Source organism: Pseudoduganella sp. R-43, from assembly GCF_049913255.1.
Taxonomy (GTDB): Bacteria; Pseudomonadota; Gammaproteobacteria; order Burkholderiales; family Burkholderiaceae_D; genus Rugamonas.
The window spans coordinates 3,476,454-3,501,035 of record NZ_CP183988.1; the positions used below are offsets into that span (position 1 = coordinate 3,476,454).

The window sequence follows — 24,582 nt, forward strand, 5'->3', positions numbered from 1 at the left end:
CACCTAGCAAACACGCAACTCGGGCCGTCTCGATGTCTTCAACTTCGGAGTGACCTATGGCAGTGATGACCAGCCGATCTGCCCGCCATCGCGTCTTTAATAGCCGTCCGTGAATCGGCATTCCTATCGGATTAATCGCCCTGGCGAGAATAAGGAATGCCCGGTTTGGGGTGGTAGCTGCCGTTCAGCTCAAGCTCAAGCTCAAGCTCGGACTACTGAGTATCAAGCAACACCGGCGAGGGCGTCGTCACTTAGCCAGCCGACCAGCGCTTCGCCAGTCATTGGCCGGGCGAACAGGAAGCCTTGGCCAAGCGGGCACCCCAGGGCGTGCAGGATTTGGGCCTGGCGTTCGTCTTCCACGCCTTCCGCAATCACTGCCAGGCCAAGGTTGCGGCCCAGTTGCACCACCATTTCGGCAATGCTGCTGCCGCGCGCTGAGTTGGTGATCTCAGTGACGAAGGCGCGGTCGATCTTCAGGCGGTCGACCTGCAGGCGCTGCAGGTAGGACAATGAAGAAAAGCCTGTGCCGAAGTCGTCGATCGCAATCGTCACGCCGGTCTGCTTGATCTGAGCCAGCATCTTGATCAGCATGTCCGGTTCTTCCATCGCCATCGATTCTGTAATCTCAAGTTCCACATACTCCGGCGGTGCGCCGGTATCGTGCAGGGCATTGCGCAGCGTTTCCATGAAGTGCGGGTGGCGGAACTGCACCTGCGACACATTGATCGACATGGTGAACTCGGTGTGGCCGGCTGCGCGCAGGGCGACCAGTTCCTGCATCGAGGTGCGCATCACCCATTCACCCAGGTCGATGATCAGGCCGGAATACTCTGCGATCGGGATGAAGCGGTCAGGCGAGACGAACTTGCCGTCCGGCGTTTGCCAGCGCAGCAGGGCTTCCGCACCCATCGGGCGGCGCGTTTCCAGGTCGACTTGCGGTTGATAGACAACAAAGAGTTGGTTCTGGCTGAAACCGGTGCGCAAGGCGTGCATCATGCGCACGCGCTCGCGGATTTCAACGCCCATGCTGCGCGAGAAGTAGAAGTGGCCGGCGCGTTGCTGGGTCTTGGCGCGCTTCAGGGCGATATCGGCGTCCTTCAGCGCATCCGCGCCGCTGCCATCGTGTTCCAGCAAGCGCACCAGGCCGAGGGTGGCGGACAGCTGCACGTCCTGGCCATCGATGCTGAATGGCGTCGTGAACAAGGCGATGATATTGGCGGGGTTGACCTGGCCGGCATCGCCCAGCACGCAGAAAATATCGCCGCCGATACGGGCGACGGTCAACTGCTTGCCGAGGCTATTTTGCAGGCGGGCCGCAACCGCGGACAGCAGCAAGTCGCCGAATTCGTGGCCCAGCGCATCGTTGGTCTCGGCAAAGTGATCGAGGTCGACCAGGCAAAGCGTGGCGTCCTGCTTGGCAGGGCCGGCCAGCGTGGCATCGAGGATCTCGACCAGGCGGGTGCGGTTCGGCAGCTTGGACAGGTTGTCGTAGAAGGCAGCTGTGTGCAGGTGCGAGACCAGCTCCACGTTGTCGAGCCCCACGGCCACATTGCTGCAAAAGACTTCGAGCAGGCTTTCTTCCAGCGGGCTCGGTGCGCGCGAGACATCCATGAATGCCACAAAGGTGCGGCTCGCCTTGCCGGCAAAGTAAAGCGCGATGCTGTCGCCACAATAGATGTTGCGGCGCGCAGCCAGGCATTCCTCCATCGCCTTGTGTACGCGCGGATCTTCGCTTGCCGTGAGGTGGGAATTGGACAGGTTATGGTGGCTGCCGGTGGCCGCCATGACAACCAGCTCGTGGCAGCCAGCATCCGGGCATTCCTGCACGCACAGCACGCCATGCGCTTCCTGGCCGAGCAGTTCAGCGATCTGCGACAAGACGCCTGAGGCAAAATTCTGCACGCCGTGCAGCGCCATCAGCTCCGTGCTGGAATGGACGATGCGCGCCAGGCCGCGCCGGCTTTCGTTGATATTGCGGATCTGTTCATAGGAGCGGATCGCGGCCGTCACGGTGGTGAACAGCTTGATGCGCGTCAGCTCGGACTTGGTCTTGTAATCGTTGATGTCGAAATCGCGGATCGCATCGATCTCGGGCGCGTAACCGGGCTGGCCGGTGCGCAGGATGATGCGCACGTCGGCAAGCTTCAGTGTTTCGCGAATATAGCGCACCAGGTGCAAACCGGCGTCATCCTGCTCCATGACTACGTCAAGCAGGATCACGGCGATTTCCTGTTCGTGCTTGAGCATCTCGCGCGCCTGCGCGGCGGAATAAGCGTGCACGAATTCCAGGGGGCGGTGCTGCATGTCCAGGTTGCCGAGGGCGAACGTGGTCGTCGAATGGACGTCCTCGTCGTCATCGATAATCATCACGCGCCAGACATTGCGCTGTGTGGGGAGAGCTGGCTGAGCCGTATGCTCTTCTAAGAAAACCAGATCGTCCTGATCGTCGTGGCCGCCATCCGGCGCCGTGATCGAAGGGGGCATTTGTCGCTTCTCCAAGGGGTCTCGGTGTTCTTACAACCTAGTATATAGCGAATTATTCCTGAGAACGACCATTAAAACACTTTCATGGATACTAACGAAATAGCGGCGTGCTAGTTTCGCAAAAGTTGTAGCTTAAAAAGCTACTTCCTGCGAGTTTTGCCATATCGGGTTAGAATGGGGAGTTTCTCCCAGCTACTACTCATCGTCCTCATCATGTCCGGCAATTCCTTTGGCAAGCTGTTCACCGTCACCACTTTTGGCGAATCCCATGGTCCTGCAATTGGCTGCGTCATCGACGGCTGCCCGCCGGGAATGGCGTTGAGCGAGGCAGACATCCAACCGGAACTGGATCGCCGCAAACCTGGCACTTCGCGCCACGTGACGCAGCGCCAGGAGCCAGACACGGTCCAGATCCTGTCCGGCGTGTACCAGGGCGTCACGACCGGTACCCCGATCGCGCTGCTGATCAAGAACGAAGACCAGCGCAGCAAGGATTACGGCAATATCGCGGAGAGCTTCCGTCCGGGCCACGCCGATTACACCTACTGGCACAAGTACGGCGTGCGCGACCCGCGCGGCGGCGGCCGTTCTTCTGCGCGCCTGACCGCGCCGGTGGTGGGCGCGGCGGCCATTGCCAAGAAGTGGCTGAAGGAGAAGTACGGTACCGAATTCGCCGGCTGCATGAGCCAGTTGGGCGAGATCGAAGTGCCGTTCGAGAGCTTTGAGCACGTGCCTTCCAACCCGTTCTTCGCTGCCACTTCCGACGCGGCCCTGATTGAACGCATGGAAGACTATATGGACGGCCTGCGCAAGGACGGCGATTCCATCGGCGCCCGCATCGACGTGGTGGCGCGCAACGTGCCGGTTGGCCTGGGGCAGCCAATCTACGACAAGCTGGATGCCGATATCGCCTACGCGATGATGGGCATCAATGCAGTGAAAGGCGTCGAAATCGGCGCGGGCTTCGACAGCGTGGCGCAGCGCGGCTCCGAGCATGGCGATGAACTGACTCTGGAAGGCTTTGTCGGCAATAACTCCGGCGGCGTGCTGGGCGGCATTTCGACTGGCCAGGACATTACGGTGTCGATCGCCATCAAGCCGACTTCGTCGATCCGCACGCCGCGCCGTTCGATCGACAAGGAAGGCAACCCTGTGATGGTGGAAACCTTTGGGCGCCACGATCCGTGCGTTGGCATCCGGGCTACCCCGATTGCGGAAGCAATGCTGGCCCTGGTGCTGATGGATCACGCGCTGATGCACCGCGCCCAATGCGGCGACGTAAAGGTTTCCACGCCGGATATCAGCAAAGCGTGATCCCCGCGCAAGCCTTCGGATTCGCGCTTTTCCTTTTCTGTTATTACGCATACGCCGGGACATTTTCGACTTACGCCAGCCTGTATTTCCAGGGCAGGGGGATGTCGGTAGCGCAGATCGGCGTCCTGATGTCGCTGATCCAGGTGTTGCGGATCTTCGGCCCCAATCTGTGGGGCTATGTCGCCGACCATTCCGAACGGCGCGTCTTCGTGCTGCGCCTGACCGGCGTTGCGGCGCTGGTGACGTTCTCCGGTTTCATCTTCGGTTCCACCTTCGCGCATTTCTTCGCCGCGATGGTCCTGCTCAATCTTTTCACCAGCGCGCAAGGGCCGATGTGCGAAGCGCTCATGCTGTCAGAGATGCGCGGCGACCTGACCTACTACGGGCGCATCCGCCTGTGGGGCTCGATCGGCTTCATTGTCACCGTGATGCTGGCCTCGTTCCTGATGGATTGGCAAGGGACGGGCGCCCTGGTCTGGTTCTGCGGGGTACTGCTGGTATGCGTGCTGGGGGCGGCCTTCCGGCTTAAGGACGTGCCGCGCCTGACCCATGCGGGCAAGCCGCCGGCCTTGCTGGCAGTGCTGCGCAAGAAGGAAGTGCTGGCATTCTTCGCCTCTACCGCGCTGATGGTTTCGGCCCACGCTTCGCTGTACACCTTCTACTCGCTGTATCTTGAAAAGCAGGGGTACAGCAAGACCGTCACCGGCTTGATGTGGTCGCTGGGCGTGGTGGCCGAGGTGCTTTGCTTCTATTTCCAGGCGCCGCTGTTCAAGCGTTTTGGCGCCAGGCGCCTGATGTATGCCTGCTTCGCTTTCGGTGTGCTGCGCTTCGCCATGATCGGGGCAGGCGCGCAGTCTCTGGCCTTGCTGGTTACGGCGCAGCTGATGCACGCGGCGACCTTCGCGCTGCACCATTCGGCCTCGGTGCAGACCATGCAGCGCTGGTTCGGCGGCGCCTTGCAGGCGCGCGGGCAGGCGCTGTACATCAGCATTTCCTATGGCGTCGGGGCCAGCGCCGGCAGCCTGGCGCTGACCCAGGTCTGGCAGGGCGCGGGGCCGCAAACCATCTACTACGTTGCGTCGGGGCTGGTGGCGACGGGCGCCATCGCTGCTGCGCTGAGCTACCGCTGGCAGCGGTAGGACTCAGGCGGCGCGATTGACGGTGCCGACCTGGTGGCGGCGCTCGGCCGCCTTCACAATCATCGAACGGATGTCGTTCAGCAGTGAGAACTCGGTCGGGCTGAGGTGGATGGCCGGGAAGGAGTCGTCCCAATCGCCGTACAGGAAGCCGGTCGGCTGGCCGTTGGAGCATAGCGGCAGGATCACGAAGCTGCGCGCATCGTTCAGCGTATCGCGCCACCAGGCCGGCAGCTTCGCGGCGAACTTCGGATCGGCCGCATTTTCAATGAAGATCACACGGTCGCTGCTCAAAGCGGCGTGGAACACGTTCGGCTCGTAGGCATCGGCAAAGTGCATGGCGTCCAGGTGCTCGCGCACGCCTTCGCCGAGGCACATGCGCGCCGCGTACTTGCTTTCGCGGCGGTTGCGCACGAATGCCACTGCACGGCTGAACTGCAAACCCTTGAATACGGTTTCCAGCGCGATCGAGACCATCTGGCCCGGGCTCGCGGTGTCGAGCGAATCGCGCATATCGGACAAGCCGCTGAGCAGGATATTGTTGCCGGCGACGCGCTGGCGGGTTTGCGCCAGGGCTTTCGCGCGGCGTTCGGCCGGCTTGGACAAAGGCGCGATCGACAGGTCGCTTGCCGCAACGACCTTGGCCTGCTCGATGGCCCGCGCCAGTTTGTCGGGGCTGACGCCGATCATGGTTGAATAGCGGGCGGTGATGCGCTTCACTTCCGCGGCGCCTTCTTCGCTGTCATGCCACAGTGCACCGGCACAGATGCAAGACATGGTGGAAACGCCTGCCACCCAGTCTTCAGGGCCGAGCGGTTCGGCCGGCATATCGTCGGCAGGCGGCACCAGGGTGCGCATGCCGGACAGCAGGTTTTCAGGCAAGCCCCAATGCACGGCGGCGGCGCGGCCGATATCCTGCAGGCTCAGGCCCAGCATCCCGACTGCCGCACTGTCTTCCTTGCCTTCGCCCGTGGCGCCCTGCAGGGCCGACCAGCGCTCCGGCATGTAGAAAGTGACCAGCATGCGGCCCAGGGTCTGCAGCATCGAGCAGACTACAGCTTCCTCGCCGTGGCGGTTTTCCGCGGTGGCCGATACTTCGCGTGCGACGATGCCGGCCAGTACGGCCTTTTCCATTTCAATGTGGGCCATGCCGGAATCGGGAGACACCACGGACAATTCTTCGATCAGCTTCAGGCCCAGGGCCAGGTGCCCGATCGCTTCGGTGCCCAGCACCAGCATGGCTTTGCTGACGGTATTGATTTGCTGGCCGAAGGCGGAATACATGCCGCTGTTCGCCAGGCGCAGGACCTTCTGGGTCAGCACAGGATCCGACAGCACGGTGCGCGCCATGTCGAACTCCTTGTCGTCCTCGCCGCGCATTGCGCCAAGGATGGCGGTGATTGCTTTAGCAAAGCCAGGCATGTCGCCTTGCTGGCGCGTGCGCTCCCAGAGCGTTCCCAGGGTCTGTTCGGCCAGGGCGTTCATTGGGCCACCTGCCGCGGTTCTTCAGTCATCAGCGACGCGTAGGTGCGCTCCCTGAGCGCCGCCACGGCCGTGTGCGCGGCCATCGGACGGCCGGTGAGGAAGCCCTGGACGTACTGGCAGCCGCGCTGCTCGACGTAGTGCATTTGTTCTTCGGTCTCGACCCCTTCGGCCACCACGGACAAGTCCAGGTGCTTGGCCAGGTCCAGCACCGCATTACAGATGGCGCCATCCTTTTCCGAGCCGGGCAGGTCGCGGATGAAGGTGCGATCGATCTTCAGTACGGAAATCGGGAAGCGCTTCAGGTAGGAGAGCGAAGAATAGCCGGTGCCAAAGTCGTCGATTGCGATGCGGGCGTTGCGCTCGGCCATCCTGGCAAGGATTGTCTCGGCGTGGGCCGGATCGATCATCAGCGTGCCTTCGGTAATCTCCAGCACCAATTGTTCACCAGGCAGGCCAGAGAAGGCCAGGGCATCGTCGAGCACATCGAGGAATTTGTCGTTGCGGAATTGACGGGGACTGATATTGACGGAAATGTATAGCGGCCGTTTGGCCACTTCCTGGAACTGCTTCAGCTGCACGCAGGCCGATTTCAGCGCCCATGCGCCGAGCAGGTTGATCAGGCCATTGGTTTCCGCGATTGGAATGAAGCGTGCCGGCGGCACCATGCCCAGGGTAGGGTGCTTCCATCGCATCAGGGTTTCGAATCCTTCTATTTCGCGCGTGATGGAATTGACGATAGGCTGGTAGTACAACAGGAATTCGCCCTCGCGCACGGCCTGGAACATGGCCGCTTCCAGCGAAATGTCGTGTTCAGGCGAGCCGCTCTGGCGCTGGCTGTAGATCACGCAGCGGGCCTTGCCGGTTTCCTTGGCGCGCGACATGGCGGCATCGGCCAGGGCGACCAGGCGCACTTCGTCTTCCGCGTGCTCGGGATAGACCGACACGCCGAGCGAGGCGCTGACGTAAATCGTGTGCCGGTCCACTTCGAACGGCGACTGCAGCGTGGCAAGCAGGCGGCCGGTGACCAGCCTGATTTGCGCCTCGTTGTAGGTGCCGGGCAGCACCGCGACGAATTCATCTCCGCCGACGCGGGCCAGGGTATCGCTATCGCGCAGCGTTTTGCGCAAGCGCGCCGCGGCCATTTGCAGGACGGCGTCGCCAACCGGGTGGCCAAGGCCGTCATTCACTTTCTTGAAGCTGTCCAGTCCAATGGTGGCTACGGCAAATCCCTGTCCTGAGCGGCGCGCCTGGGCGATGGTCATGCGCAGGCGATCCGACAGCAGCAGGCGGTTAGGCAGCTCGGTCAGGCCATCGTGGGTCGCCATGTGGCGCAAGCGTTCTTCTGTCGCGCGCTGGGCCGTCATGTCGCGGCCGACCACCAGTAATTCGTAGGCCTTGTTTCCCGTCGCGTAGCTGCTGACGCGTAGTTCAAACCAGATTTCCTGCTCGGGAGTCTTGAGGCGAATCTCGGCGCGGTGTGCACCGCGGGCCTGGACCGATTCGGAAAGCGCGGACTTCAGCGCAGCATGGTCCAGGTCACAGATAAAGGCGAGCAAAGGCTGGCCTTCAAGTTCCTGCCCGTTGCGTAACAGGTTGGCGGCGCGCTGGCTCGCAAACAGAATTTGACCCATCAGATTCAGCCTGAACACCACATCGCCCGCTTCCTCTAGCAGGAGGTCTGCCTCATGGTGTGATGTCGTTACGGGCACTGTTGGGGAGCTGGAAAGCATTGTTGCGCTCGATTCTTTCTCTTCGGGTCGAAACCAGTGAGAAATGTATCACTTAAACCTCATGTTTCACATGAAAAAGAGCAACATTAGGCTATGTTTTTAGGAAATTTGTTGCCCAAAATCAGTTTTGGATGAAATCAGAAGAAGTTTGATGCTTTACTAAGCAATCTTTCATTTTTACGCTAACCTTGCTACTGCTGAAAGTTTGCGCTAGCCTCGCGTTACACAGGAGGCCGAGGAGGGCGAAATGAACCGTTTCGACACGCACGAGGTTTTCAACCAGGTAAGCCCGTTTGTGAACGTCAACCTGTTCACATGCGACACCGCCTTGCGCGAAGCGCTGGAGCGCGAAGGCGGCGCTTTCGCCACTGCTTCGCTGATGGAACTGGGCGCCGAACTGGGCTCCGCGGAAATGCAGGAGCTGGCGCGGCAGGCCAACGAACATCCCCCCGTATTGAAAAACTTCGACCGTTCCGGGCACCGGGTTGATGAAGTCGAATTCCATCCCGCCTGGCACAAGCTGATGGAGCTGATGATCGCAGCCGGCGCCCACGCTTCGCCATGGGAAGGCAAGCATCCGCACCACGGCGCGCAAGTGGCGCGTGCGGCCCGCTACATCCTGTTTGGGCAAGTCGAAAACGGCGCGCAATGCCCGATCACGATGACCTACTCCAGCGTGCCGGCTTTGCGCCAGAGCCCGGGCCTTGCCGCGCGCTGGCTGCCGAAGATCCTGTCGCGCGTATACGATCCCAGCCCGTTGCCGATTGACGAAAAACGCGGCGCGCTGATTGGCATGGGCATGACGGAAAAGCAGGGCGGTTCCGACCTGCGCGCCAACACGACGCAAGCCGAAGGCGTGGCTGCCGAAGAAGTGCGTGCGCTGTTCGGCGACGACAGTGAAGCGGTCTATCGACTGACCGGCCACAAATGGTTCTTCTCCGCGCCGCAATGCGACGCCCATCTGGTGCTGGCCCAGGCCGGCGATGCGGGCCTGAGCTGCTTCCTCGTTCCGCGTTTCCTGCCAAATGGAGTTCGCAACCAGGTGCGCGTGCAGCGCTTGAAGGACAAGCTTGGCAACAAGTCGAATGCCTCGTCCGAAGTCGAATTTACCGGCGCCTACGGCTGGCTGCTTGGCCCGCTGGGCCGCGGCGTGCCGACCATCCTGGAAATGGGCAATCACACGCGGCTTGACTGCGTGCTCGGCACGGCCGGCATCATGCGCGCGGCGTTGACCCAGGTGCTGCACCATGCGCGGCGCCGCAGTGCATTCGGCAAGCCGCTGGCGGAACAGCCACTGATGCAGAACGTGCTGGCCGACCTGGCGCTGGAATCGGAAGCCGCCACTGTTTTCGCGATGCGTCTGGCGCGCTGTTTCGACCGCATGGACAATCCTGCGGAAGCGCTGCTTGCGCGGCTGCTGACGCCAGCCGGCAAATACTGGATCTGCAAGCGCGGGCCCGGTTTTGGTGCCGAGGCGATGGAAGTACTTGGGGGCAGTGGCTATGTGGAGGAGAGCTCGCTCGCCCGCCTGTACCGCGAACTGCCGGTGAATTCGATCTGGGAAGGCTCCGGCAACGTGATGTGCCTGGACCTGCTGCGGGCACTGTCCAGGTCCGGCCAGGCCCTGGAGGTGCTGGCCGCCGAACTGGGCGAGGGCAGCCACGCCGATCCCGAGTACGTGCGCTACACCAGCCAGTTGCTGGCCGACCTGCCCAAAGCCCGAGAGGACGAGTTCGGCGCGCGCCAGCTGGCCGAGCGCATCGTTCTCGCCGTGCAGGCCGGGCTGCTGCTGCGCCACGCACCGGCCTTTGTCAGTTCCGCCTTCGTTGCCAGCCGCCTGGCACGCGAGCCGGGCGGCGCTTACGGCCGGTTGCCGGTGGGAACTAACTGTGAAGCCATTCTACAGCGGGCGCTGGTGGAAAACGCCTGAGGCTGGGATAATGCGCGCAATTGAACGAATTTATTCCTATTTGACATGAAACAAGATCCGCGCTTTCCCAACCTGTTCATTACCGACCATCCGCTGATCCAGCACAAGCTGAGCCATATGCGCGACAAGGCAACGTCGACGCGCACCTTCCGCGAGCTGCTGAAAGAAATCACGCTGCTGATGGGCTACGAGATCACCCGTGACCTGCCGCTGACCACGCGCGAAATCGAAACCCCGCTGCAAACCATCCAAGCGCCTGTGATCGCCGGACGAAAGCTGGCCGTGGTGCCGATCCTGCGCGCCGGCGTGGGCATGAGCGACGGCCTGCTGAATCTGGTGCCATCGGCACGCGTCGGCCATATCGGCGTGTTCCGCGACCCTGAAACCCACCAGCCGGTGGAATACCTGGTGCGCCTGCCGGACCTGGTCGACCGCACCTTCATCCTGTGCGACCCGATGGTGGCGACCGGCAATTCGGCCGTGCACGCGGTGGACGTGCTGAAAAAGCGCGGCGTTCCCGACGACCAGATCATCTTCCTCGCCCTGGTGGCGGCACCGGAAGGCATCGAGGTGTTCCAGAAGTCGCACCCGAACGTGAAGATCTTCTGCGCTTCGCTCGATTCCCACCTCAACGACCACGCCTACATCATTCCAGGCCTGGGCGACGCGGGCGACCGCATTTTCGGCACCAAATAAGCCATGGCTGAGCCGGTCGATCCCGCCTTCCAGGACCGGCTGCAAGCCTTGCGCGACAAATACGCCGCCAGCGTTCCCGAACGCATGGCGGCAATCCGCGACGCCCTGGTGCTATGCCAGGGCAACCTGATCCCCTCCCACATCGAGCAATTGCATCACGCGCTGCACAGCGTGGCCGGCTCGGCCGGATCGTTTGGCCTGGCCGCGCTCGGCAACGAAGCGCGCCGCATCGAACAGATGGTCCGAGGCGTCATGGAAGCCGGCGCACCGTGGCACGGCATCGATGCTGCCGTTCACGCATTGTTGCAACGGGCCGACAACGATTTTGGCGCGGGGAAAATTGCCGCGCACGATTGATATTTATCAAACAAGATTGATAAATCTTGTCTATAGTTAGCCATACATGTTCGGGACCTGTTGGCACGACGTGAATTAATTTTCGTCGCGGCGTGTTTTTAACAGGTATTTCGGTATAATGGCGGATCGTTTAGATTCAGGTGACTGGGTTCAAACGGTATCACGGGCGTAAAGCTCATTTAACTGTAATAGGAATTGTAATGGCAACTGGTATCGTAAAATGGTTCAACGACGCAAAGGGTTTTGGCTTCATTACCCCTGATGAAGGCGGCGAAGATCTGTTTGCTCACTTCTCGGCTATCCAAAGCACCGGCTTCAAGTCGCTGCAGGAAAACCAACGCGTGTCCTTCGACGTGACCTCCGGCCCAAAAGGCAAGCAGGCGTCGAACATCCAGCCTCTGTAATCGAGACGGATCAAAACGATAAAAAATCCTCCAAATCGGAGGATTTTTTTTCGCCCCTACACATCAGCCCGTGTCACACCATGGGGTCAGACCCCATGGTGTGACACGAGTTCAGCCTTTGCGCCAGTAGCCGGGCTGGGCGTAGGCGTGGCGCAGGAAATCGACGAAGGCGCGGATGCGAAATGGCAGGTGGCGCCGTTGTGCAAATACGGCGTAAATATCATTCCCTGGCGCCGAAAATTCGTTGAGCACAGGCTTTAAACGTCCTGCTTCAATATCTGCGCCCACTTCCCACATTGAGCGCCAGGCCAGGCCTTTGCCGGCCAACACCCAATCGTGCAAGACCGCGCCGTCGTTGCAGCTCATATTCCCCGCAATTTTCAGCGTCACGTTTTTATCGCCTTCGCGGAAAGTCCAGCCGCGCTGGCTGCCTTCGCTGCTGATCGTCATGCAGTTGTGCCTGGCGAGGTCGTCCAGTGTTTTCGGCACGCCGTGGCGCTTGAGGTAGGCGGGCGTGCCAACCACCACGCGATGATTATCGGCCAGCTTCACGCTCACCAGGTTGGAGTCGGACATCGAGGCAATGCGGATCGCCACGTCCACCCCTTCGCCAATCAAATCCACGACGCGGTCGTTCAGGTTCAATGTCACCGCCACGTCACGGTGCTCCGCTAAAAAGGAGGGGACCAGGGGGGCCACATGCAGCCGTCCAAAGCCGGCTGGCGCGGAGATAAGGAGGTGTCCCGTGGCGCGCGCGCTACGTTCTGCCACCGCGGCTTCCGCGCTTTCCAGATCCACCAGGATGCGTTGGCAATCCTCAAGGAAGGCTGCACCTTCGTCCGTCAGCGCCAGCTTGCGCGTGGTACGCTGGAGCAGTTTGACGCCGAGCCGTTGCTCCAGCGCGTCGAGGCGGCGTCCGATAACGGCGGGCGCAATGCCTTCCGCGCGGGCCGCCGCCGACAGGCTGCCGCGGTTGACCACTTCTACAAAGGTGGAGATTTGCCTGAACTGACCCATAAGACCTCATTTATGACTAAAACGCACAGATGAAGTGCTTTTTAGTCTTGTTTCTCTATGTTTTTAGTCAATATACTGGAAAACATCGAATCACAACACTAATCATCATTAACGGAGAAAGACCATGAGCATCACTCTGCCAGCAGGTATGCAAATCACAGGAGAAATCAAGCCAGGTTTCGAGCGCGTGCTGACCCCGGAAGCGCTGGCCCTGGTGGCCAAGCTGAGCCGCGAATTTGAGCCGCGCCGCCAGGAACTGCTGGCCAAGCGCGTCGAGCGCGCCAAGCGCCTGGATGCAGGCGAGCGCCCGGACTTCCTGGCCGAAACCGCCCATATCCGCAACGGCGACTGGAAGATCGCACCGATTCCTAAAGCCCTGGAATGCCGCCGCGTGGAGATCACCGGCCCGGTCGACCGCAAAATGGTCATCAACGCGCTGAATTCCGGTGCGGACTCCTACATGACCGATTTCGAAGATTCCAATACCCCGAACTGGGACAACCAGATCTCCGGCCAGATCAATATGCAGGATGCGGTCCGCAAGACCATCTCGCTGGAACAGAACGGCAAGTCCTACAAGCTGAATGAAAAGACTGCCACCCTGGTGGTGCGTCCACGCGGCTGGCACCTGGACGAAAAGCACGTGACCGTCGATGGCAAGCGTGTCTCGGGCGGCATCTTCGACTTCGCACTGTTCATGATCCACAACGCGAAAGAGCAACTGGCACGCGGCGCCGGCCCATACTTCTACCTGCCGAAGATGGAGTCGCACCTGGAAGCCCGCCTGTGGAATGACATCTTCGTCATGACCCAGAATGAACTGGGCCTGCCACAAGGCACCATCAAGGCCACCGTGCTGATCGAAACCATCCTGGCCGCGTTCGAGATGGACGAAATCCTGTACGAACTGCGCGAGCACAGCTCGGGCCTGAACGCCGGCCGTTGGGACTACATCTTCAGCTGCATTAAGAAGTTCAAGCTGGATAAGGACTTCTGCCTGGCCGACCGCGCCAAGGTCACCATGACTTCGCCGTTCATGCGCGCCTATGCGCTGCTGCTGCTGAAGACCTGCCACAAGCGCAATGCCCCTGCAATTGGCGGCATGGCAGCGCTGATCCCGATCAAAAACGATCCGGAGAAGAATGAAGTGGCCATGGGCGGCGTGCGCAACGACAAGGCGCGCGATGCGACCGACGGTTACGACGGCGGCTGGGTGGCTCACCCTGGCCTGGTGGAGCTGGCCATGGGCGAGTTCAAGAAGGTGCTGGGCGATGCGCCGAACCAGATTTCCAAACATCGTCCGGACGTGGAAGTGACCGCAGCGGAGCTGCTCGACTTCAAGCCTGAAGCACCTATTACTGAAGCTGGCCTGCGCTACAATATCAACGTCGGCATTCACTACCTGGGTAGCTGGCTGAATGGCAACGGCTGCGTGCCGATCCATAACCTGATGGAAGATGCGGCGACCGCAGAAATCTCGCGCTCGCAGGTGTGGCAGTGGATTCGTTCGTCGAAGGGCGTGCTGGAAGACGGCCGCAAAGTGACTGCCGATATGGTTCGTGCGATGATTCCGGAAGAACTGCCGAAGGTGAAAGCCGCCGCTCCGGACGGTTCCACTCCAGCCTACGATCGCGCTGCCCAGATTTTCGAGAAGATGTCGACTTCGGAAGCGTTTGAGGAATTCCTGACGCTGCCGCTGTACGAGGAAATCTAAACCGGTAAACCAGGGTCAGACCCAAGGGTCTGACCCCGTCAGCGCAGCCTCCACGGGTTTGGTTCCAGGCCTTTGACCTTCTCCAAAAATCAAGATCCTTGAACCAATTGGTTGGCCGGGAAGTCATTCAGGGTCTGACCCTGTGGGTCAGACCCTGGTTTACCGGTTTTGCCGCGAAGCCAACGACGGCCTGTCGAGAAACTCCTGCAAGCGCCCCTCATCGATACGATGGCCCGCGATCCTGCGCAACAGGCTGTCGATCCGATCCGCCCCCCAGAACAACTCTCCCTCATAGACAAAACTCGGCACGCCAAAGATGCCATCGTTAATGGCCTGCTCGGTCGCCCGCGCCAGTTCCGCCTTCACCTCTGGCGTCCCCGCCGCGGCAACCAGCGCCTCGCCATCGAGCCCGCAATCGCGCGCCACCCGTGCGAGGACGCCGAAATCCTGCGCATCCTGCCCCTGTTCCCAGGTTGCCGCCATCACTGCGGTGACGAATGCGATCCGCTCCGCACGTCCCTCGATAGCGGTCGCCATTCGCAGCATCGGCAAGGGATTGAACGGATGGCCTGGCGGCCCCACGAACTCCAGGCCCTGCGCCGACGCCTGCCGCATCACATCGCGGAACGTCAGTACACGTTTCGCCGGGACCTCGGCCGGGCCCACCAAGCCATGCTTGTTCAGCATCGCGGCGAACAAGACAGGCACGATTTCAACCTGCACCCCCGCCGCCTCAATGCGGGCAATCTGCTTGGTGGCCAGCCAGACGAAAGGGCTGATGGGATCAACGTACATGCGGACGGTTTGCATAAATCTCCTCAGGTCAGAAGTTGTTCTTCCACTCCCGCAGCGCCGCAAAGACGGCAACCGGTGGCTCGCCGCCACGCAATTTGCCGGCCTCGTGCAACTGGGCAGCGATTTCGGGCTCACGATAACGCAGGAAAGGGTTGGTGGCACGTTCCAGTGCGATAGTGCTCGGCACGGTCGGCAGCCCACGCTCGCGCGTCGCGGAATCGGCCGCTACCCGGGCGCGTAGCGCCGTATTCCCCGGCTCCACCGCGCTGGCGAAACGCAGGTTGGACAGCGTGTATTCATGGGCGCAGAACACCTTGGTGGCCTCCGGCAGTGCCGCCAGCTTGCCAAGCGATTCGGCCATCTGGTCCGGCGTGCCTTCAAACAAGCGCCCGCAACCGCCGGCGAACAAGGTATCGCCACAGAATACCCATGGCTCGGCACCATCGCGGACATAGGCGATATGGCCGAGGGTATGGCCCGGCACATCCAGTACCCGCAACGACAGGTCCAGCCCCGGAACCTGAAACCGGTCGCCTTCGCCCAGCGGCACGGTCACGGCTGCGATACCATCATGGCGTGGGCCGAAAACCGGCACCTGGAAGCGGGCCAGAAGCCCCGGAACGCCCCCAATATGGTCAGCATGGTGATGGGTGAGTAGAATGGCGGTAAGTGTCAGCCCGTGCTCCTGCAGGGCGGCCAGGATGGGCGCGGCGTCGCCGGGATCGACTGCTGCAGCGTTGCGGCCATCGTGGACCAGCCACAGGTAGTTATCCCTGAAAGCAGGGACGGTCAGGACAGAAACAGGTTTGCTCATGGGCTCAGTAAAGGGAATGCATGGATAGCGCAACATCCGACGAATCCATTATAGCGTTCGACAAATGGCTGGAAACACCGCCGGGTGCATACGTGCGCGCCTGGGAGCAGGCATGCCTGGACAAGATGGTGGCGGATATCTTCGGTTTCAACGCGGTGCAGATCGGCATGCCGCAACTTGACGCCTTGGCGGCCAACCGCATGCCGCACCAGTGGCTGGCCGACATCCGGCTGCATCCGCGCCAATCCGGCAGCAGCCGCGCGGTAGCGGTGACCCTGGACAGTGTTGAACTGCCATTCGCCACCAACAGCATGGACCTGGTGGTGCTGCCGCACGTGCTGGAATTCTCCGCCGAGCCGCACCAGGTGCTGCGCGAAGTCGAGCGTGTGCTGATCCCGGAAGGCCAGGTCATCGTCTGCGGCTTCAACCCGGCCAGCCTGTGGGGGCTGCGCCAGCTAAGCGGCCGCCTGACCGGATCGCACTACCTGCCCAAGGCCGGTGAGTTCATCTCCATGCCGCGCATCAAAGACTGGCTAAAATTGCTGAATATGGGCGTCAGCCACACGCACCTGGGCTGCTATGCGCCAGCCTGCCGCACCGAACGCTGGCTGCAACGCTACAACTTCATGGACCGCGCCGGTCCCAATTACTGGCCGTATTTTGGCGCGGTCTATATGGTGCAGGCGATCAAGCGCGTGAAAGGCATGCGCCTGATCGGCCCGGCCTGGAAACAGAAAACGGCCAAGGCGGGTGTACCTGTCCCGGCCACCAACAAACACAAAGAAAGACTCGATGGATAAAGTAGAGATTTATACCGACGGTGCATGCAAGGGCAATCCCGGCACCGGTGGCTGGGGCGCGCTGATGATCGCAGGCGACGCCAAGAAGGAACTGTTCGGCGGCGAGCTGAATACCACCAACAATCGCATGGAACTGACCGCGGTCATCGAATCGCTGAAGGCCCTGAAGCGCCCGTGCGAAGTGGTCCTGCACACCGACAGCCAGTACGTCCAGAAAGGCATTAGCGAATGGATCCACGGCTGGAAGGCGCGCGGCTGGAAAACGTCGACCAAGGAGCCGGTCAAGAACGCCGACCTGTGGCAGGCGCTCGACGCCGCGCAAGCCGTGCACACGGTCGATTGGCGCTGGGTGCGCGGCCACAACGGCCATCCGGGCAACGAACGCGCCGACCAGTTGGCCAACCTGGGCGTGGAATCGGTCCGCCGCAAATAAGGCCTGTTATACTTCGCCGCTTGCTACGAACACATTCGTGAATTTATGCGTCAAATCGTCCTCGATACCGAAACCACCGGCATTAACCCGAAACAGGGTAACCGAATCATTGAAATTGGCTGCGTTGAGCTGTTCGAGCGCAAACTGACCGGGAATAACTTCCACCGCTACATCAATCCAGAGCGTGATTCGGAAGAGGGCGCATTGGCGGTGCACGGCCTGACCACCGAATTCCTGCGCGATAAACCACGTTTCCATGAAGTGGTGGAGGAACTGCGAGAGTATATCCAGGGCGCGGAAGTGATCATCCATAACGCGCCGTTCGACCTTGGCTTCCTGAACCACGAGTTCAACCTGCTCAAGCTGCCAACTTTTGACTCCCACATCAGCGGAGTGATCGACACCCTGGTGCAGGCAAAGGAAATGCGTCCAGGTAAACGCAACTCGCTGGATGCGCTGTGCGAACACTTCGGCATATCCAACGCCCACCGCAAACTGCACGGCGCGCTGCTGGACGCGGAATTGCTGGCCGATGTCTATCTGGCGATGACCCGTGGCCAGAACAGCCTGGGCATGGATATCGTAATCGAGGAATCCGGCAGCGGCATCGCCATGGCTGAAATCGCACTGGCCGACGTGATCGTGTTGCGCGCAAGTGAAACGGAAGAAGCCGAGCACATTGCGTTGCTGGATGGCTTGGACAAAGCGGTCAAGGGAACTTGTGTTTGGCGCAACCCTAGTCTATAATAGCGCCACTTCGGGAGGTTAGCTCAGGGGTAGAGCACTGCATTCACACTGCAGGGGTCGCAAGTTCGAAACTTGCACTTCCCACCAGAAATACTCAAACAAATCAAGGGCTTGCGAAATCACTTCGCAGGCCTTTTTTGTTTGGTGTGGAAAAAATGTGGAAAAATGATTCCCGCCGCTTTTTGCGGCTCGGAAAAAGGGTGTCGGCGGACACCTTCCCGCTGTATCAAGAAGTAGGGACATTCGCCCCAAATGTTGCCGCCGGTGCGAATACCAGTCGGAGTGTCGCGACTTATCTCGGCACATGCAGGCCAAGCGAATTGAGTGCTCTATTCGGCGGCCCGCTTTTGCATCAGTGGCCCAAACATCACAAGCGACGACGCGCCCGCAGCGCGAAACATGAAGTACTGCTTCCACGATTTCAGGTGGTGCACCCGGCCTCGGAACCGACGTCAGCTAACAGGAATGCATGCCGGTGAAGATTGGGCGCGCTCCGGACCCTCTATATCAACCAGGAACTCGAAGATTTCGTGACAGTCATAACCTTGATGAACAAGGAACGTCCAAGCTCGAAGGGAGCCCGCGAAACGGTTGACGATAGCAGCTTGGGCCGCGGCGTCAGCGGCAATATTGGAGACCTGCATGGTGATTTCTTTCGTGGGCCGGCGGGGCAAGGCCGACGATCAGAGAAGCGCTGCAGACAATTAGGCAGCGTCGACAAATTCTCACACATTTTCACAGACGCGGCGATACGCGCCTTGATTAATGATGCAAATTTACAACTACAGTGGCATCTTTGGTAACAACCGAAATCATCGGACAAGATTTAATTTCGATAGCCCGCAGACTTAGAAGAGTGGCAATCTAAGAGACTTTTTCAGATGAGCTACAACACAGATCATGCCGCAAACGGCCAGCGGCAGACGCAAGTGGTCTCAAAGCCTGCATTGGCTCTAGTGTCCACTCGCTCCATCTCCGACCGACTCACCGCAATATAGGCACGGGTCGCCGCAATTGACTCGACCGCCGCCAAGGCATCACTTAAGGTCAAGGCTTCCCTACTTCTGGACCTTCCATGGGTGTATTGCTTTCTATTCGTTGGGTGAATGAAACGCTACAATTCCAGAATTGCATTTATAGAAACTCCGCGTGAAAATCGAAACCCCTTTGCTCGTTCCCGTGCTGGCCGCACTGCCGGTATCGGCCTGCATGGTCATTCTGGGACTGCCTGCCGTCAATGATCACTATATCGTAGCTTTTCGTACGCTGTTCCTGGTCGCCTGCCTGCTATGGCTTATTCCGCTGACGCTGCTTCAGCGGGCCATGTGGCGTCGCGATTGGTCCTGGCTGCGCATGGGATCGATACTGCTGGCGGCCACCTATGCCATGGCGATTACGAACGCCTTTCTAGGACAGAGCTTTGGTATCGCGATAGGACGAGAGACGGGCTACCAATGGGAATATCTGGCACGGGGCCTGGATAGCTGCTGGCTGGCACTGGTCGCGTTCTGTGCGGTCCATGCGGTGGCGGCCTATTACCTGTCGCTGCAACAGGTTCGCCTGCATCTGGCCCAGGCGCAAAGCGCCGCCCGCGATGCCGAACTGCGCGCGCTGCGCCTACAGGTCAATCCGCACTTCCTGTTCAACTCCCTTAACGCGATCTCAGCGCTGGTGTCGGCCCAGTCCAATCGAGAAGCTAACCGCATGCTTGCGTGCGTGGCCGACTTCCTGCGCGCCACCCTGGCCCATGATGGCCGTCATGAGCATGCGCTGGCCGATGAACTGGCCCTGCTCGACGCCTACCTGGCCATTGAAAAAGCACGCCTCGGCGAGCGCCTACGCCTGACGATGAAAACTGGCCCAGACCTGCTGGGCAGCGTCGTGCCTTACCTCATGCTGCAGCCGCTGGTTGAGAATGCGATCCGCCACGGCATCGCACCGCTCGCCACGCCCGGCCAACTCGATATTTTGGTCGAGCGCATCGGCACGCGCTTGCTGATCGGCGTGCTGAACGACGGCCAGCCCGCGGCGCACAAGGGGAGCGGCATCGGCCTGGCCAACGTTCGGGAACGCCTGCGCCACCTATACGGCGCCGAGCAAGAAGTCGATGCAGGTTGGCGTGCGGACGGTCGCTTCCACGTGCACATTTCGATTCCGCTGCGCGCGAACGAGGTGCCGGCATGAACATCAGAGTGGTGATCGTCGACGACGAGCCGCTGGCCAGGCTGGCGGTCAAGGTCAGGCTGGCGCAGCGCGGGGTGTTCGAGCTGGTGGGTGAATTCGGTGACGGCGACAGCGCTTACCAAGGGATTGTGACACTGAATCCCGACTTGGCGTTCGTCGACGTCGAGATGCCGGGCAAGAGCGGACTCGACGTGCTTGCCGCACTGCCGCCGGCGCAGCGGCCGATGACGATCCTGCTCACCGCCTATGAAGGCTTCGCGCTGCAAGCGTTTGAACTGGCCGCCATCGATTACTTGCTCAAGCCGGTCGATGACGAGCGCTTCGACGAAGCCCTGGAGCGCGCGCAGCAGGCGTTTCCCTATCGCTGCCAAAGTCGTGCCGCAGCACCGGTGGCCATGGCGATGCGCAGCTTCAGCGTGCGTGTGGGATCGCGCACGGTGCTGGTGCCGGTGGCTGATGTTGAGCGCATCGAGGCCGACGGCGACTACGCCTCCTTGCATGCGAAGGGCAAGAGCTGGCTAGTGCGGGAGCGCCTGCAGAATCTGGCCATGCAGCTCGATCCGCGTCAGTTCCACCGCGTGCACCGCTCGTCCATCGTACGGCTGGACACGATCGCCGAACTGCGTTCGCTAACCAACCGGGACGCCATGCTGCGCCTGCGCGACGGCACGGTGCTGCGAGCCAGCCGCTCCTATATGCCGGCGCTGACGGAAGCGTTGCAACAGCTCAAAACAAACACCGATTCGTAGTCCAAACTGGAGGAATGCATGTTAAGTAGCAAGAAGCTTGGTTCAATGGCCCTGTTGGGCGCGTTATGCTCGTCGCCCGCCTTGGCGGCGAAGGACACCCCGTTGAGCGCGTCCGATCGCGCCGCTATCGTGCAGACGCTCGCGGCGAAAATCAATGCGAATTACATTGATCCAACGCGGTCCGCACAGGTTGGCAGTGCGATCATCAGGAAAAATGCCGAAGGCGGGTATGCTGCCGCCACCAGCGCAACGACGCTCAGTGCGGCGCTAAAGCAGGACTTGCGCGAACTCAGCGGCGACATGCATTTCAGCGCCGGGCGTTACGAGGGCTTCACGGAATCCAGCGGTCCCGAGGAGCCGCCGAGCCACGCCCAGATTGACGAATGGCGCAACGCGGCCGCGCGGCGCGGCTATGACATCGAGAAGATCGAACGCCTCCCCGGCAACGTCGGCTACCTCGAGCTGCGCCGCTTCGCCGGCGTGGAATTCGTCGGCCCGGCCCACACGGCGGCGATGTCGCTCTTGGCGGGCACGGATGCGCTGATCCTCGACCTGCGCCGCAACGGGGGCGGCTCACCGGCCGGCGTGGCTTACCTGATGAGTCATTTCCTACCGGCGGGCGACGTGCACCACCTGACCGATATCTATGATCGCCAGACCGACACGACGCGGCAGATCTGGACCGTGCCGTCGATCGTACAGCGTTACGACAAGCCCGTATATGTGCTGATCTCCGCTCGGACAGGTTCCGCAGCGGAGGACTGCGCCTATAACTTCCAAGCGCTGAAGCGTGGCACCCTGGTCGGCGAAACCACCATCGGCGCTTCCAATCCCGTTAGCTGGTTCAGTTTGGGACACGACATCGCGGTCTCGATCCCGACGGCGCGCGTGATCAATTTCGTCACTAAAACCAACTGGGAGCATGTCGGCGTGAAACCGGACGTAGCCGTGCCCGCAGCGCAGGCGCTGCAGGCGGCGCATGTCGCCATCCTGCGCAACTTGGTGTCATCCGCCAAGGAGGGCGACGAGCGCACGGAACTGCAACGCCTTCTCACCATGGTGGAGAAGGGAGAAACTGAGAAGCCAGTCTACACCCTCAAGGGGGAGCGTTAATCTTCGCATTATTGGTTCACACTGCAGGGGTCGCAAGTTCGAAACTTGTACTTCCCACTAGAATTCTGCGATCAAAACAAGGGCTTACGAAGTTCGTAGGCCCTTAGTCTTTCCCAGTCCGGAAAAAGTCCTCAACGGCCCATCGGCGCGATCATCGTGGCAACCGCTGGTACTGCTCGACCAGGTCCACAAACCGTTTGTGGCCATGTACGCCGATCCAAGCCCACATTGCCTCCACCTCCGAGCGATTATCCTCGTAGTAGCGCCTGTTGAATGCGAGCCAGAAATGGTGAACGCGGAGCGGCGTCCCTAAACGCACCAACTGTTTGCCAAATGTCGCTCCGATGAAGGCATCCATCTGCGTAGGAGAGACCATCGTGGCTGCATAGCCGTCAATTCTTCCGCGTACCAGCTTTTCCAGATTGCGTGCGCCGTCCTGTGCGCCATCATCGACCTTCGCTCCCTGTTTTCTCAACTGCTCCGCGAGCGTTGCGCCATTATTCATGCCCAGCCGGTGGTTAATAAAGTATGAGTTCGGATCAGTGTCCGAAGGAATCCCGTCGCCGGCACGTACAAAGACGACGGTGTACATCGGGATTGCGCGCTTGGCGTCGAGCTCGCCTTCGTGGGATTGGGGCAGCGCGTAGCGAATGAGATCGCTGTCGCTGGCATCCATCAGCATGGCGTCGATAACAGCGTTGCTCAACGCTTGACGCAGGCGTAACGGAGGCAACCGGACCGAAACCACCGTGCAACCGGCCGATGCAGCGATGTCGCGAACCAGCTGCACCGTTGCCCCAGGGTTGGGTGCTTCGACACTGCCGGCACCCAGAAAGTAGGGCGGGCGGTGCAGGTTCACATAGCCCAACTTTATAGGCATGCAGGCGCACCTGGCATAACCGAATGCCAGCAATATTGCCAAGAAGGTCAAAACGCGGGCTGTGCGCATATCCGAGCTCAGCTGATTCTGGAATCCATTGTATTCCAATATGAAATCAACTCTATGCTTTTGGAGATGTCTCATGACAACTTAGTCAATTATGTTGTCCAAAAAATCACCAAAAAATCACCAAAGAATCACATGCTTTGGTGATGTGCGGCCCCAATCGTCCCCGGTATATTTTGCTTCGCGCTTGCCAACATTGACAAATCTGAACAGTCGGTTGGCCTGTCGTTCCCTCGTTGCGTTTTGTTCGTGGCAGCACATTCCGATTAGGTGGTGCACATCATGGCGGAAACACTCAAAAGCAAAACAGTCCGCATAGTGCAGGGCTTGCAGGAAGGGGCGGAGTTCTCCCTCGACCCGGGTTTTCCCTGCGTGATTGGTTCGGACCCATCTTGCACGGCCGTCTTGCTGGATGAGAATGTAGCTCCAAGGCATTGCCTGCTGTCGATCGATGACCGCATCGTGCGCTGCACCGCGCTGGAAGATTCCGTGCGTATCGGTACCAGCACGCTGGAGGCGGGCGCGACAGCCAGGGTTTTTGATTACCAGACCATTGAAATCGGCAACGCATCGTTCGCGGTGCGGCCGGCAGATGAAGAGTGGGAAAAGGGCCTGGCCAAAGCGGGCTCGCCGTGGGCGAGTTTTGCGCCGGGTGGAAGCATGCGCAGTCCAGGTCGTTTACTGAGCAGCGCGATCCTGGTCGTCATCGGATTCGCCGCCAGCCTGAGCCTGGCCTACGCCATGATGTCACCGGACCGGACGGAAATGACGGAGGCCCGTACGCGCGAGGCGCAGCAATGGCTCAAGTCGGTAGCGCCGGTGGGCAGTCAATTGCAGCTGGAAGTCGACAGTGATCACCACCTGTCGGTGTCGGGCTACGTCAATACCATTTACCAGCGCGACCTGCTTGCCATGTCGCTGCACGATTCCGAATACCAGGCGCGCAGCGACATCCACGCCACCGAAGAGATCGTGGCCGCGGTAGCGCGCCTGGCCCGGCTGGAAGGCATCAGCTGCCTCGCCAAGGATGCCGGCGCCGGCATCGTCAGCTGTGCCAACGAAGTAGATACCCCCGAGGCTGCGTCCAAACTGACATCGCTGGCGCAGCAGGTGCCGGGCTTGAAGGCCTTGAACGTGCAGGTGAAAAAAGGTGAGCCTATTGCGCCGCCCGGCCGGGAGGTTGCGGAAGCTGCCCCGCCTGCCGCGTCGGCCGTGGTGGCGATGGAGCCGACGGTTGCTCCGCTGCGGATGTCGAAACGCTTTTCATCGATTCTGATTTTGAAAAAGAACAAATGGCTGATTGGCGCATATGGGGAGAAATTCGCGGAAGGCGATGAGTTCAACGGTATCCGGATCGTCAAGATTGAATTGGACCAGGTCGAGTTTCAAAAAGGCGACCGGCACTACATTTTCCCGCTGGCGGCACTGCAATGAATACTCTTCCCCAAGACGATGTGCTGCCACCAAGCGAGTTTGCCACGCGCCTGCTGGCCGATAGAAGCGGCGCCGTGTGCGCCGAATACCGGCGCCTGATGGAGCAGGCCGCCGCAACCGGGGCCGAGCGTTTGCGGCACCCCCTTGAGCAGCGCGAATATGCGGCAACCAGGGCACTGGTCGAGAGTGCCGCTGTTTCGGTCGAGGTCTTGCAGAACATCTGGGACAGCATGCATTTGAATGCCCGATAGCGAAACGGGACCATGCAGGATTGCACCGCCTCAGCCCAGCTGGAGGCGG

General features: G+C 60.6%; 22 protein-coding genes and 1 tRNA gene. 16 read left to right on the forward strand and 7 right to left on the reverse strand.

Annotated elements, in window-relative coordinates; all coding sequences use genetic code 11:
* Positions 1–222: 222 nt before the first annotated feature.
* Complete coding sequence (locus ACN9M3_RS15975) at positions 223–2,484, reverse strand: GGDEF/EAL domain-containing response regulator (RefSeq protein WP_426317912.1); 2,262 nt, start codon at positions 2,482–2,484, stop codon at positions 223–225.
* A 213-nt stretch (positions 2,485–2,697) separates the two neighbouring features.
* Here ACN9M3_RS15975 and aroC point away from each other — a divergent pair, with 213 nt between their 5' ends.
* Together aroC and ACN9M3_RS15985 are read left to right on the forward strand one after the other, a co-directional pair.
* Positions 2,698–3,798, forward strand: coding sequence for a chorismate synthase (aroC, locus tag ACN9M3_RS15980; RefSeq protein ID WP_426317913.1), 1,101 nt, complete (start codon positions 2,698–2,700; stop codon positions 3,796–3,798).
* Positions 3,753–4,937 carry an MFS transporter gene (locus ACN9M3_RS15985; protein WP_426317914.1) on the forward strand — a complete coding sequence of 395 codons (1,185 nt, stop codon included), beginning with the start codon at positions 3,753–3,755 and terminating at the stop codon, positions 4,935–4,937. The genes aroC and ACN9M3_RS15985 overlap by 46 nt, the downstream gene beginning before the upstream one ends.
* A 3-nt stretch (positions 4,938–4,940) precedes the next feature.
* Here ACN9M3_RS15985 and ACN9M3_RS15990 read toward each other — a convergent pair whose 3' ends face one another.
* Both ACN9M3_RS15990 and ACN9M3_RS15995 read right to left on the reverse strand, forming a co-directional pair.
* Positions 4,941–6,419: an HDOD domain-containing protein gene (locus tag ACN9M3_RS15990; protein ID WP_426161426.1), complete on the reverse strand. Its 1,479-nt coding sequence runs from the start codon at positions 6,417–6,419 to the stop codon at positions 4,941–4,943.
* A complete protein-coding gene (locus ACN9M3_RS15995) occupies positions 6,416–8,149 on the reverse strand; it encodes a putative bifunctional diguanylate cyclase/phosphodiesterase (protein ID WP_426317915.1) in 1,734 nt (577 codons plus the stop codon). Before ACN9M3_RS15995 ends, ACN9M3_RS15990 begins: the two co-directional genes overlap by 4 nt.
* A 247-nt stretch (positions 8,150–8,396) precedes the next feature.
* On the opposite strand from ACN9M3_RS15995, the gene ACN9M3_RS16000 reads away from it, so the two are divergent.
* From ACN9M3_RS16000 to ACN9M3_RS16015, 4 genes are all read left to right on the forward strand, one after another.
* A complete protein-coding gene (locus ACN9M3_RS16000) occupies positions 8,397–10,079 on the forward strand; it encodes an isovaleryl-CoA dehydrogenase (protein WP_426317916.1) in 1,683 nt (560 codons plus the stop codon).
* A gap of 45 nt (positions 10,080–10,124) precedes the next feature.
* Entirely contained in the window at positions 10,125–10,775 is a 651-nt protein-coding gene (gene upp / locus ACN9M3_RS16005; RefSeq protein ID WP_426161429.1) for a uracil phosphoribosyltransferase, read from the forward strand.
* Positions 10,776–10,778: 3 nt separating this feature from the next.
* Positions 10,779–11,132: an Hpt domain-containing protein gene (locus ACN9M3_RS16010; RefSeq protein ID WP_426317917.1), complete on the forward strand. Its 354-nt coding sequence runs from the start codon at positions 10,779–10,781 to the stop codon at positions 11,130–11,132.
* A gap of 200 nt (positions 11,133–11,332) precedes the next feature.
* Positions 11,333–11,536, forward strand: a complete 204-nt coding sequence (locus ACN9M3_RS16015) for a cold-shock protein (RefSeq protein WP_130314543.1) — start codon at positions 11,333–11,335, stop codon at positions 11,534–11,536.
* Between the two features lie 111 nt (positions 11,537–11,647).
* Here ACN9M3_RS16015 and ACN9M3_RS16020 read toward each other — a convergent pair whose 3' ends face one another.
* Entirely contained in the window at positions 11,648–12,553 is a 906-nt protein-coding gene (locus ACN9M3_RS16020) for a LysR family transcriptional regulator (RefSeq protein WP_426317918.1), read from the reverse strand.
* A 124-nt stretch (positions 12,554–12,677) separates the two neighbouring features.
* Here ACN9M3_RS16020 and aceB point away from each other — a divergent pair, with 124 nt between their 5' ends.
* Positions 12,678–14,267 carry a malate synthase A gene (aceB, locus tag ACN9M3_RS16025; RefSeq protein ID WP_426317919.1) on the forward strand — a complete coding sequence of 530 codons (1,590 nt, stop codon included), beginning with the start codon at positions 12,678–12,680 and terminating at the stop codon, positions 14,265–14,267.
* A 159-nt stretch (positions 14,268–14,426) separates the two neighbouring features.
* Here aceB and ACN9M3_RS16030 read toward each other — a convergent pair whose 3' ends face one another.
* Both ACN9M3_RS16030 and gloB read right to left on the reverse strand, forming a co-directional pair.
* Positions 14,427–15,077 (reverse strand): 2-hydroxychromene-2-carboxylate isomerase, encoded by a 651-nt coding sequence (locus ACN9M3_RS16030; protein WP_426161433.1) that lies wholly within the window; start codon positions 15,075–15,077, stop codon positions 14,427–14,429.
* Positions 15,078–15,090: 13 nt separating this feature from the next.
* Positions 15,091–15,876 (reverse strand): hydroxyacylglutathione hydrolase, encoded by a 786-nt coding sequence (gene gloB / locus ACN9M3_RS16035; RefSeq protein ID WP_426317920.1) that lies wholly within the window; start codon positions 15,874–15,876, stop codon positions 15,091–15,093.
* 20 nt (positions 15,877–15,896) lie between these two features.
* Between gloB and ACN9M3_RS16040 the strand changes: the two genes are divergently transcribed.
* The 7 genes from ACN9M3_RS16040 (at position 15,897) to ACN9M3_RS16070 (ending at position 21,902) form a co-directional block, all read left to right on the forward strand.
* A complete protein-coding gene (locus ACN9M3_RS16040) occupies positions 15,897–16,676 on the forward strand; it encodes a class I SAM-dependent methyltransferase (protein WP_426161435.1) in 780 nt (259 codons plus the stop codon).
* Positions 16,669–17,109: a ribonuclease HI gene (gene rnhA / locus ACN9M3_RS16045; RefSeq protein WP_426161436.1), complete on the forward strand. Its 441-nt coding sequence runs from the start codon at positions 16,669–16,671 to the stop codon at positions 17,107–17,109. Before ACN9M3_RS16040 ends, rnhA begins: the two co-directional genes overlap by 8 nt.
* A 45-nt stretch (positions 17,110–17,154) precedes the next feature.
* Positions 17,155–17,856, forward strand: a complete 702-nt coding sequence (gene dnaQ / locus ACN9M3_RS16050; RefSeq protein WP_426161437.1) for a DNA polymerase III subunit epsilon — start codon at positions 17,155–17,157, stop codon at positions 17,854–17,856.
* Positions 17,857–17,868: 12 nt separating this feature from the next.
* Positions 17,869–17,943 (forward strand) — tRNA-Val (locus tag ACN9M3_RS16055).
* 1,062 nt (positions 17,944–19,005) lie between these two features.
* Entirely contained in the window at positions 19,006–20,040 is a 1,035-nt protein-coding gene (locus ACN9M3_RS16060) for a sensor histidine kinase (protein WP_426317921.1), read from the forward strand.
* A complete protein-coding gene (locus ACN9M3_RS16065) occupies positions 20,037–20,789 on the forward strand; it encodes a LytR/AlgR family response regulator transcription factor (protein ID WP_426317922.1) in 753 nt (250 codons plus the stop codon). The genes ACN9M3_RS16060 and ACN9M3_RS16065 overlap by 4 nt, the downstream gene beginning before the upstream one ends.
* Before the next feature lie 18 nt (positions 20,790–20,807).
* The gene (locus ACN9M3_RS16070) at positions 20,808–21,902 is read left to right on the forward strand and encodes a S41 family peptidase (protein ID WP_426317923.1); all 1,095 of its coding nucleotides are present in this window, start codon (positions 20,808–20,810) and stop codon (positions 21,900–21,902) included.
* 151 nt (positions 21,903–22,053) lie between these two features.
* Here ACN9M3_RS16070 and ACN9M3_RS16075 read toward each other — a convergent pair whose 3' ends face one another.
* A complete protein-coding gene (locus ACN9M3_RS16075) occupies positions 22,054–22,782 on the reverse strand; it encodes a hypothetical protein (RefSeq protein ID WP_426317924.1) in 729 nt (242 codons plus the stop codon).
* Between the two features lie 348 nt (positions 22,783–23,130).
* Between ACN9M3_RS16075 and ACN9M3_RS16080 the strand changes: the two genes are divergently transcribed.
* The gene (locus ACN9M3_RS16080) at positions 23,131–24,282 is read left to right on the forward strand and encodes an FHA domain-containing protein (RefSeq protein WP_426161442.1); all 1,152 of its coding nucleotides are present in this window, start codon (positions 23,131–23,133) and stop codon (positions 24,280–24,282) included.
* Entirely contained in the window at positions 24,279–24,533 is a 255-nt protein-coding gene (locus ACN9M3_RS16085; protein ID WP_426317925.1) for a hypothetical protein, read from the forward strand. Before ACN9M3_RS16080 ends, ACN9M3_RS16085 begins: the two co-directional genes overlap by 4 nt.
* Positions 24,534–24,582 lie beyond the last annotated feature (49 nt).

What these genes read in the sequence shown, in the direction of transcription:
- ACN9M3_RS16010 (WP_426317917.1), top strand. Translation starts at nt 10,779, where the DNA reads ATGGCTGAGCCGGTCGATCCCGCCTTCCAGGACCGGCTGCAAGCCTTG.
- ACN9M3_RS16065 (WP_426317922.1), top strand. Translation starts at nt 20,037, where the DNA reads ATGAACATCAGAGTGGTGATCGTCGACGACGAGCCGCTGGCCAGGCTG.
- ACN9M3_RS16000 (WP_426317916.1), top strand. Translation starts at nt 8,397, where the DNA reads ATGAACCGTTTCGACACGCACGAGGTTTTCAACCAGGTAAGCCCGTTT.
- dnaQ (WP_426161437.1), top strand. Translation starts at nt 17,155, where the DNA reads ATGCGTCAAATCGTCCTCGATACCGAAACCACCGGCATTAACCCGAAA.
- gloB (WP_426317920.1), bottom strand. Translation starts at nt 15,876, where the DNA reads ATGAGCAAACCTGTTTCTGTCCTGACCGTCCCTGCTTTCAGGGATAAC.
- aceB (WP_426317919.1), top strand. Translation starts at nt 12,678, where the DNA reads ATGAGCATCACTCTGCCAGCAGGTATGCAAATCACAGGAGAAATCAAG.
- ACN9M3_RS16085 (WP_426317925.1), top strand. Translation starts at nt 24,279, where the DNA reads ATGAATACTCTTCCCCAAGACGATGTGCTGCCACCAAGCGAGTTTGCC.
- ACN9M3_RS16075 (WP_426317924.1), bottom strand. Translation starts at nt 22,782, where the DNA reads ATGCCTATAAAGTTGGGCTATGTGAACCTGCACCGCCCGCCCTACTTT.
- upp (WP_426161429.1), top strand. Translation starts at nt 10,125, where the DNA reads ATGAAACAAGATCCGCGCTTTCCCAACCTGTTCATTACCGACCATCCG.
- ACN9M3_RS16030 (WP_426161433.1), bottom strand. Translation starts at nt 15,077, where the DNA reads ATGCAAACCGTCCGCATGTACGTTGATCCCATCAGCCCTTTCGTCTGG.
- ACN9M3_RS15975 (WP_426317912.1), bottom strand. Translation starts at nt 2,484, where the DNA reads ATGCCCCCTTCGATCACGGCGCCGGATGGCGGCCACGACGATCAGGAC.
- ACN9M3_RS16070 (WP_426317923.1), top strand. Translation starts at nt 20,808, where the DNA reads ATGTTAAGTAGCAAGAAGCTTGGTTCAATGGCCCTGTTGGGCGCGTTA.
- rnhA (WP_426161436.1), top strand. Translation starts at nt 16,669, where the DNA reads ATGGATAAAGTAGAGATTTATACCGACGGTGCATGCAAGGGCAATCCC.
- ACN9M3_RS16020 (WP_426317918.1), bottom strand. Translation starts at nt 12,553, where the DNA reads ATGGGTCAGTTCAGGCAAATCTCCACCTTTGTAGAAGTGGTCAACCGC.
- ACN9M3_RS15995 (WP_426317915.1), bottom strand. Translation starts at nt 8,149, where the DNA reads ATGCTTTCCAGCTCCCCAACAGTGCCCGTAACGACATCACACCATGAG.
- ACN9M3_RS16015 (WP_130314543.1), top strand. Translation starts at nt 11,333, where the DNA reads ATGGCAACTGGTATCGTAAAATGGTTCAACGACGCAAAGGGTTTTGGC.
- ACN9M3_RS16080 (WP_426161442.1), top strand. Translation starts at nt 23,131, where the DNA reads ATGGCGGAAACACTCAAAAGCAAAACAGTCCGCATAGTGCAGGGCTTG.
- ACN9M3_RS15990 (WP_426161426.1), bottom strand. Translation starts at nt 6,419, where the DNA reads ATGAACGCCCTGGCCGAACAGACCCTGGGAACGCTCTGGGAGCGCACG.
- ACN9M3_RS15985 (WP_426317914.1), top strand. Translation starts at nt 3,753, where the DNA reads ATGCGGCGACGTAAAGGTTTCCACGCCGGATATCAGCAAAGCGTGATC.
- aroC (WP_426317913.1), top strand. Translation starts at nt 2,698, where the DNA reads ATGTCCGGCAATTCCTTTGGCAAGCTGTTCACCGTCACCACTTTTGGC.
- ACN9M3_RS16040 (WP_426161435.1), top strand. Translation starts at nt 15,897, where the DNA reads ATGGATAGCGCAACATCCGACGAATCCATTATAGCGTTCGACAAATGG.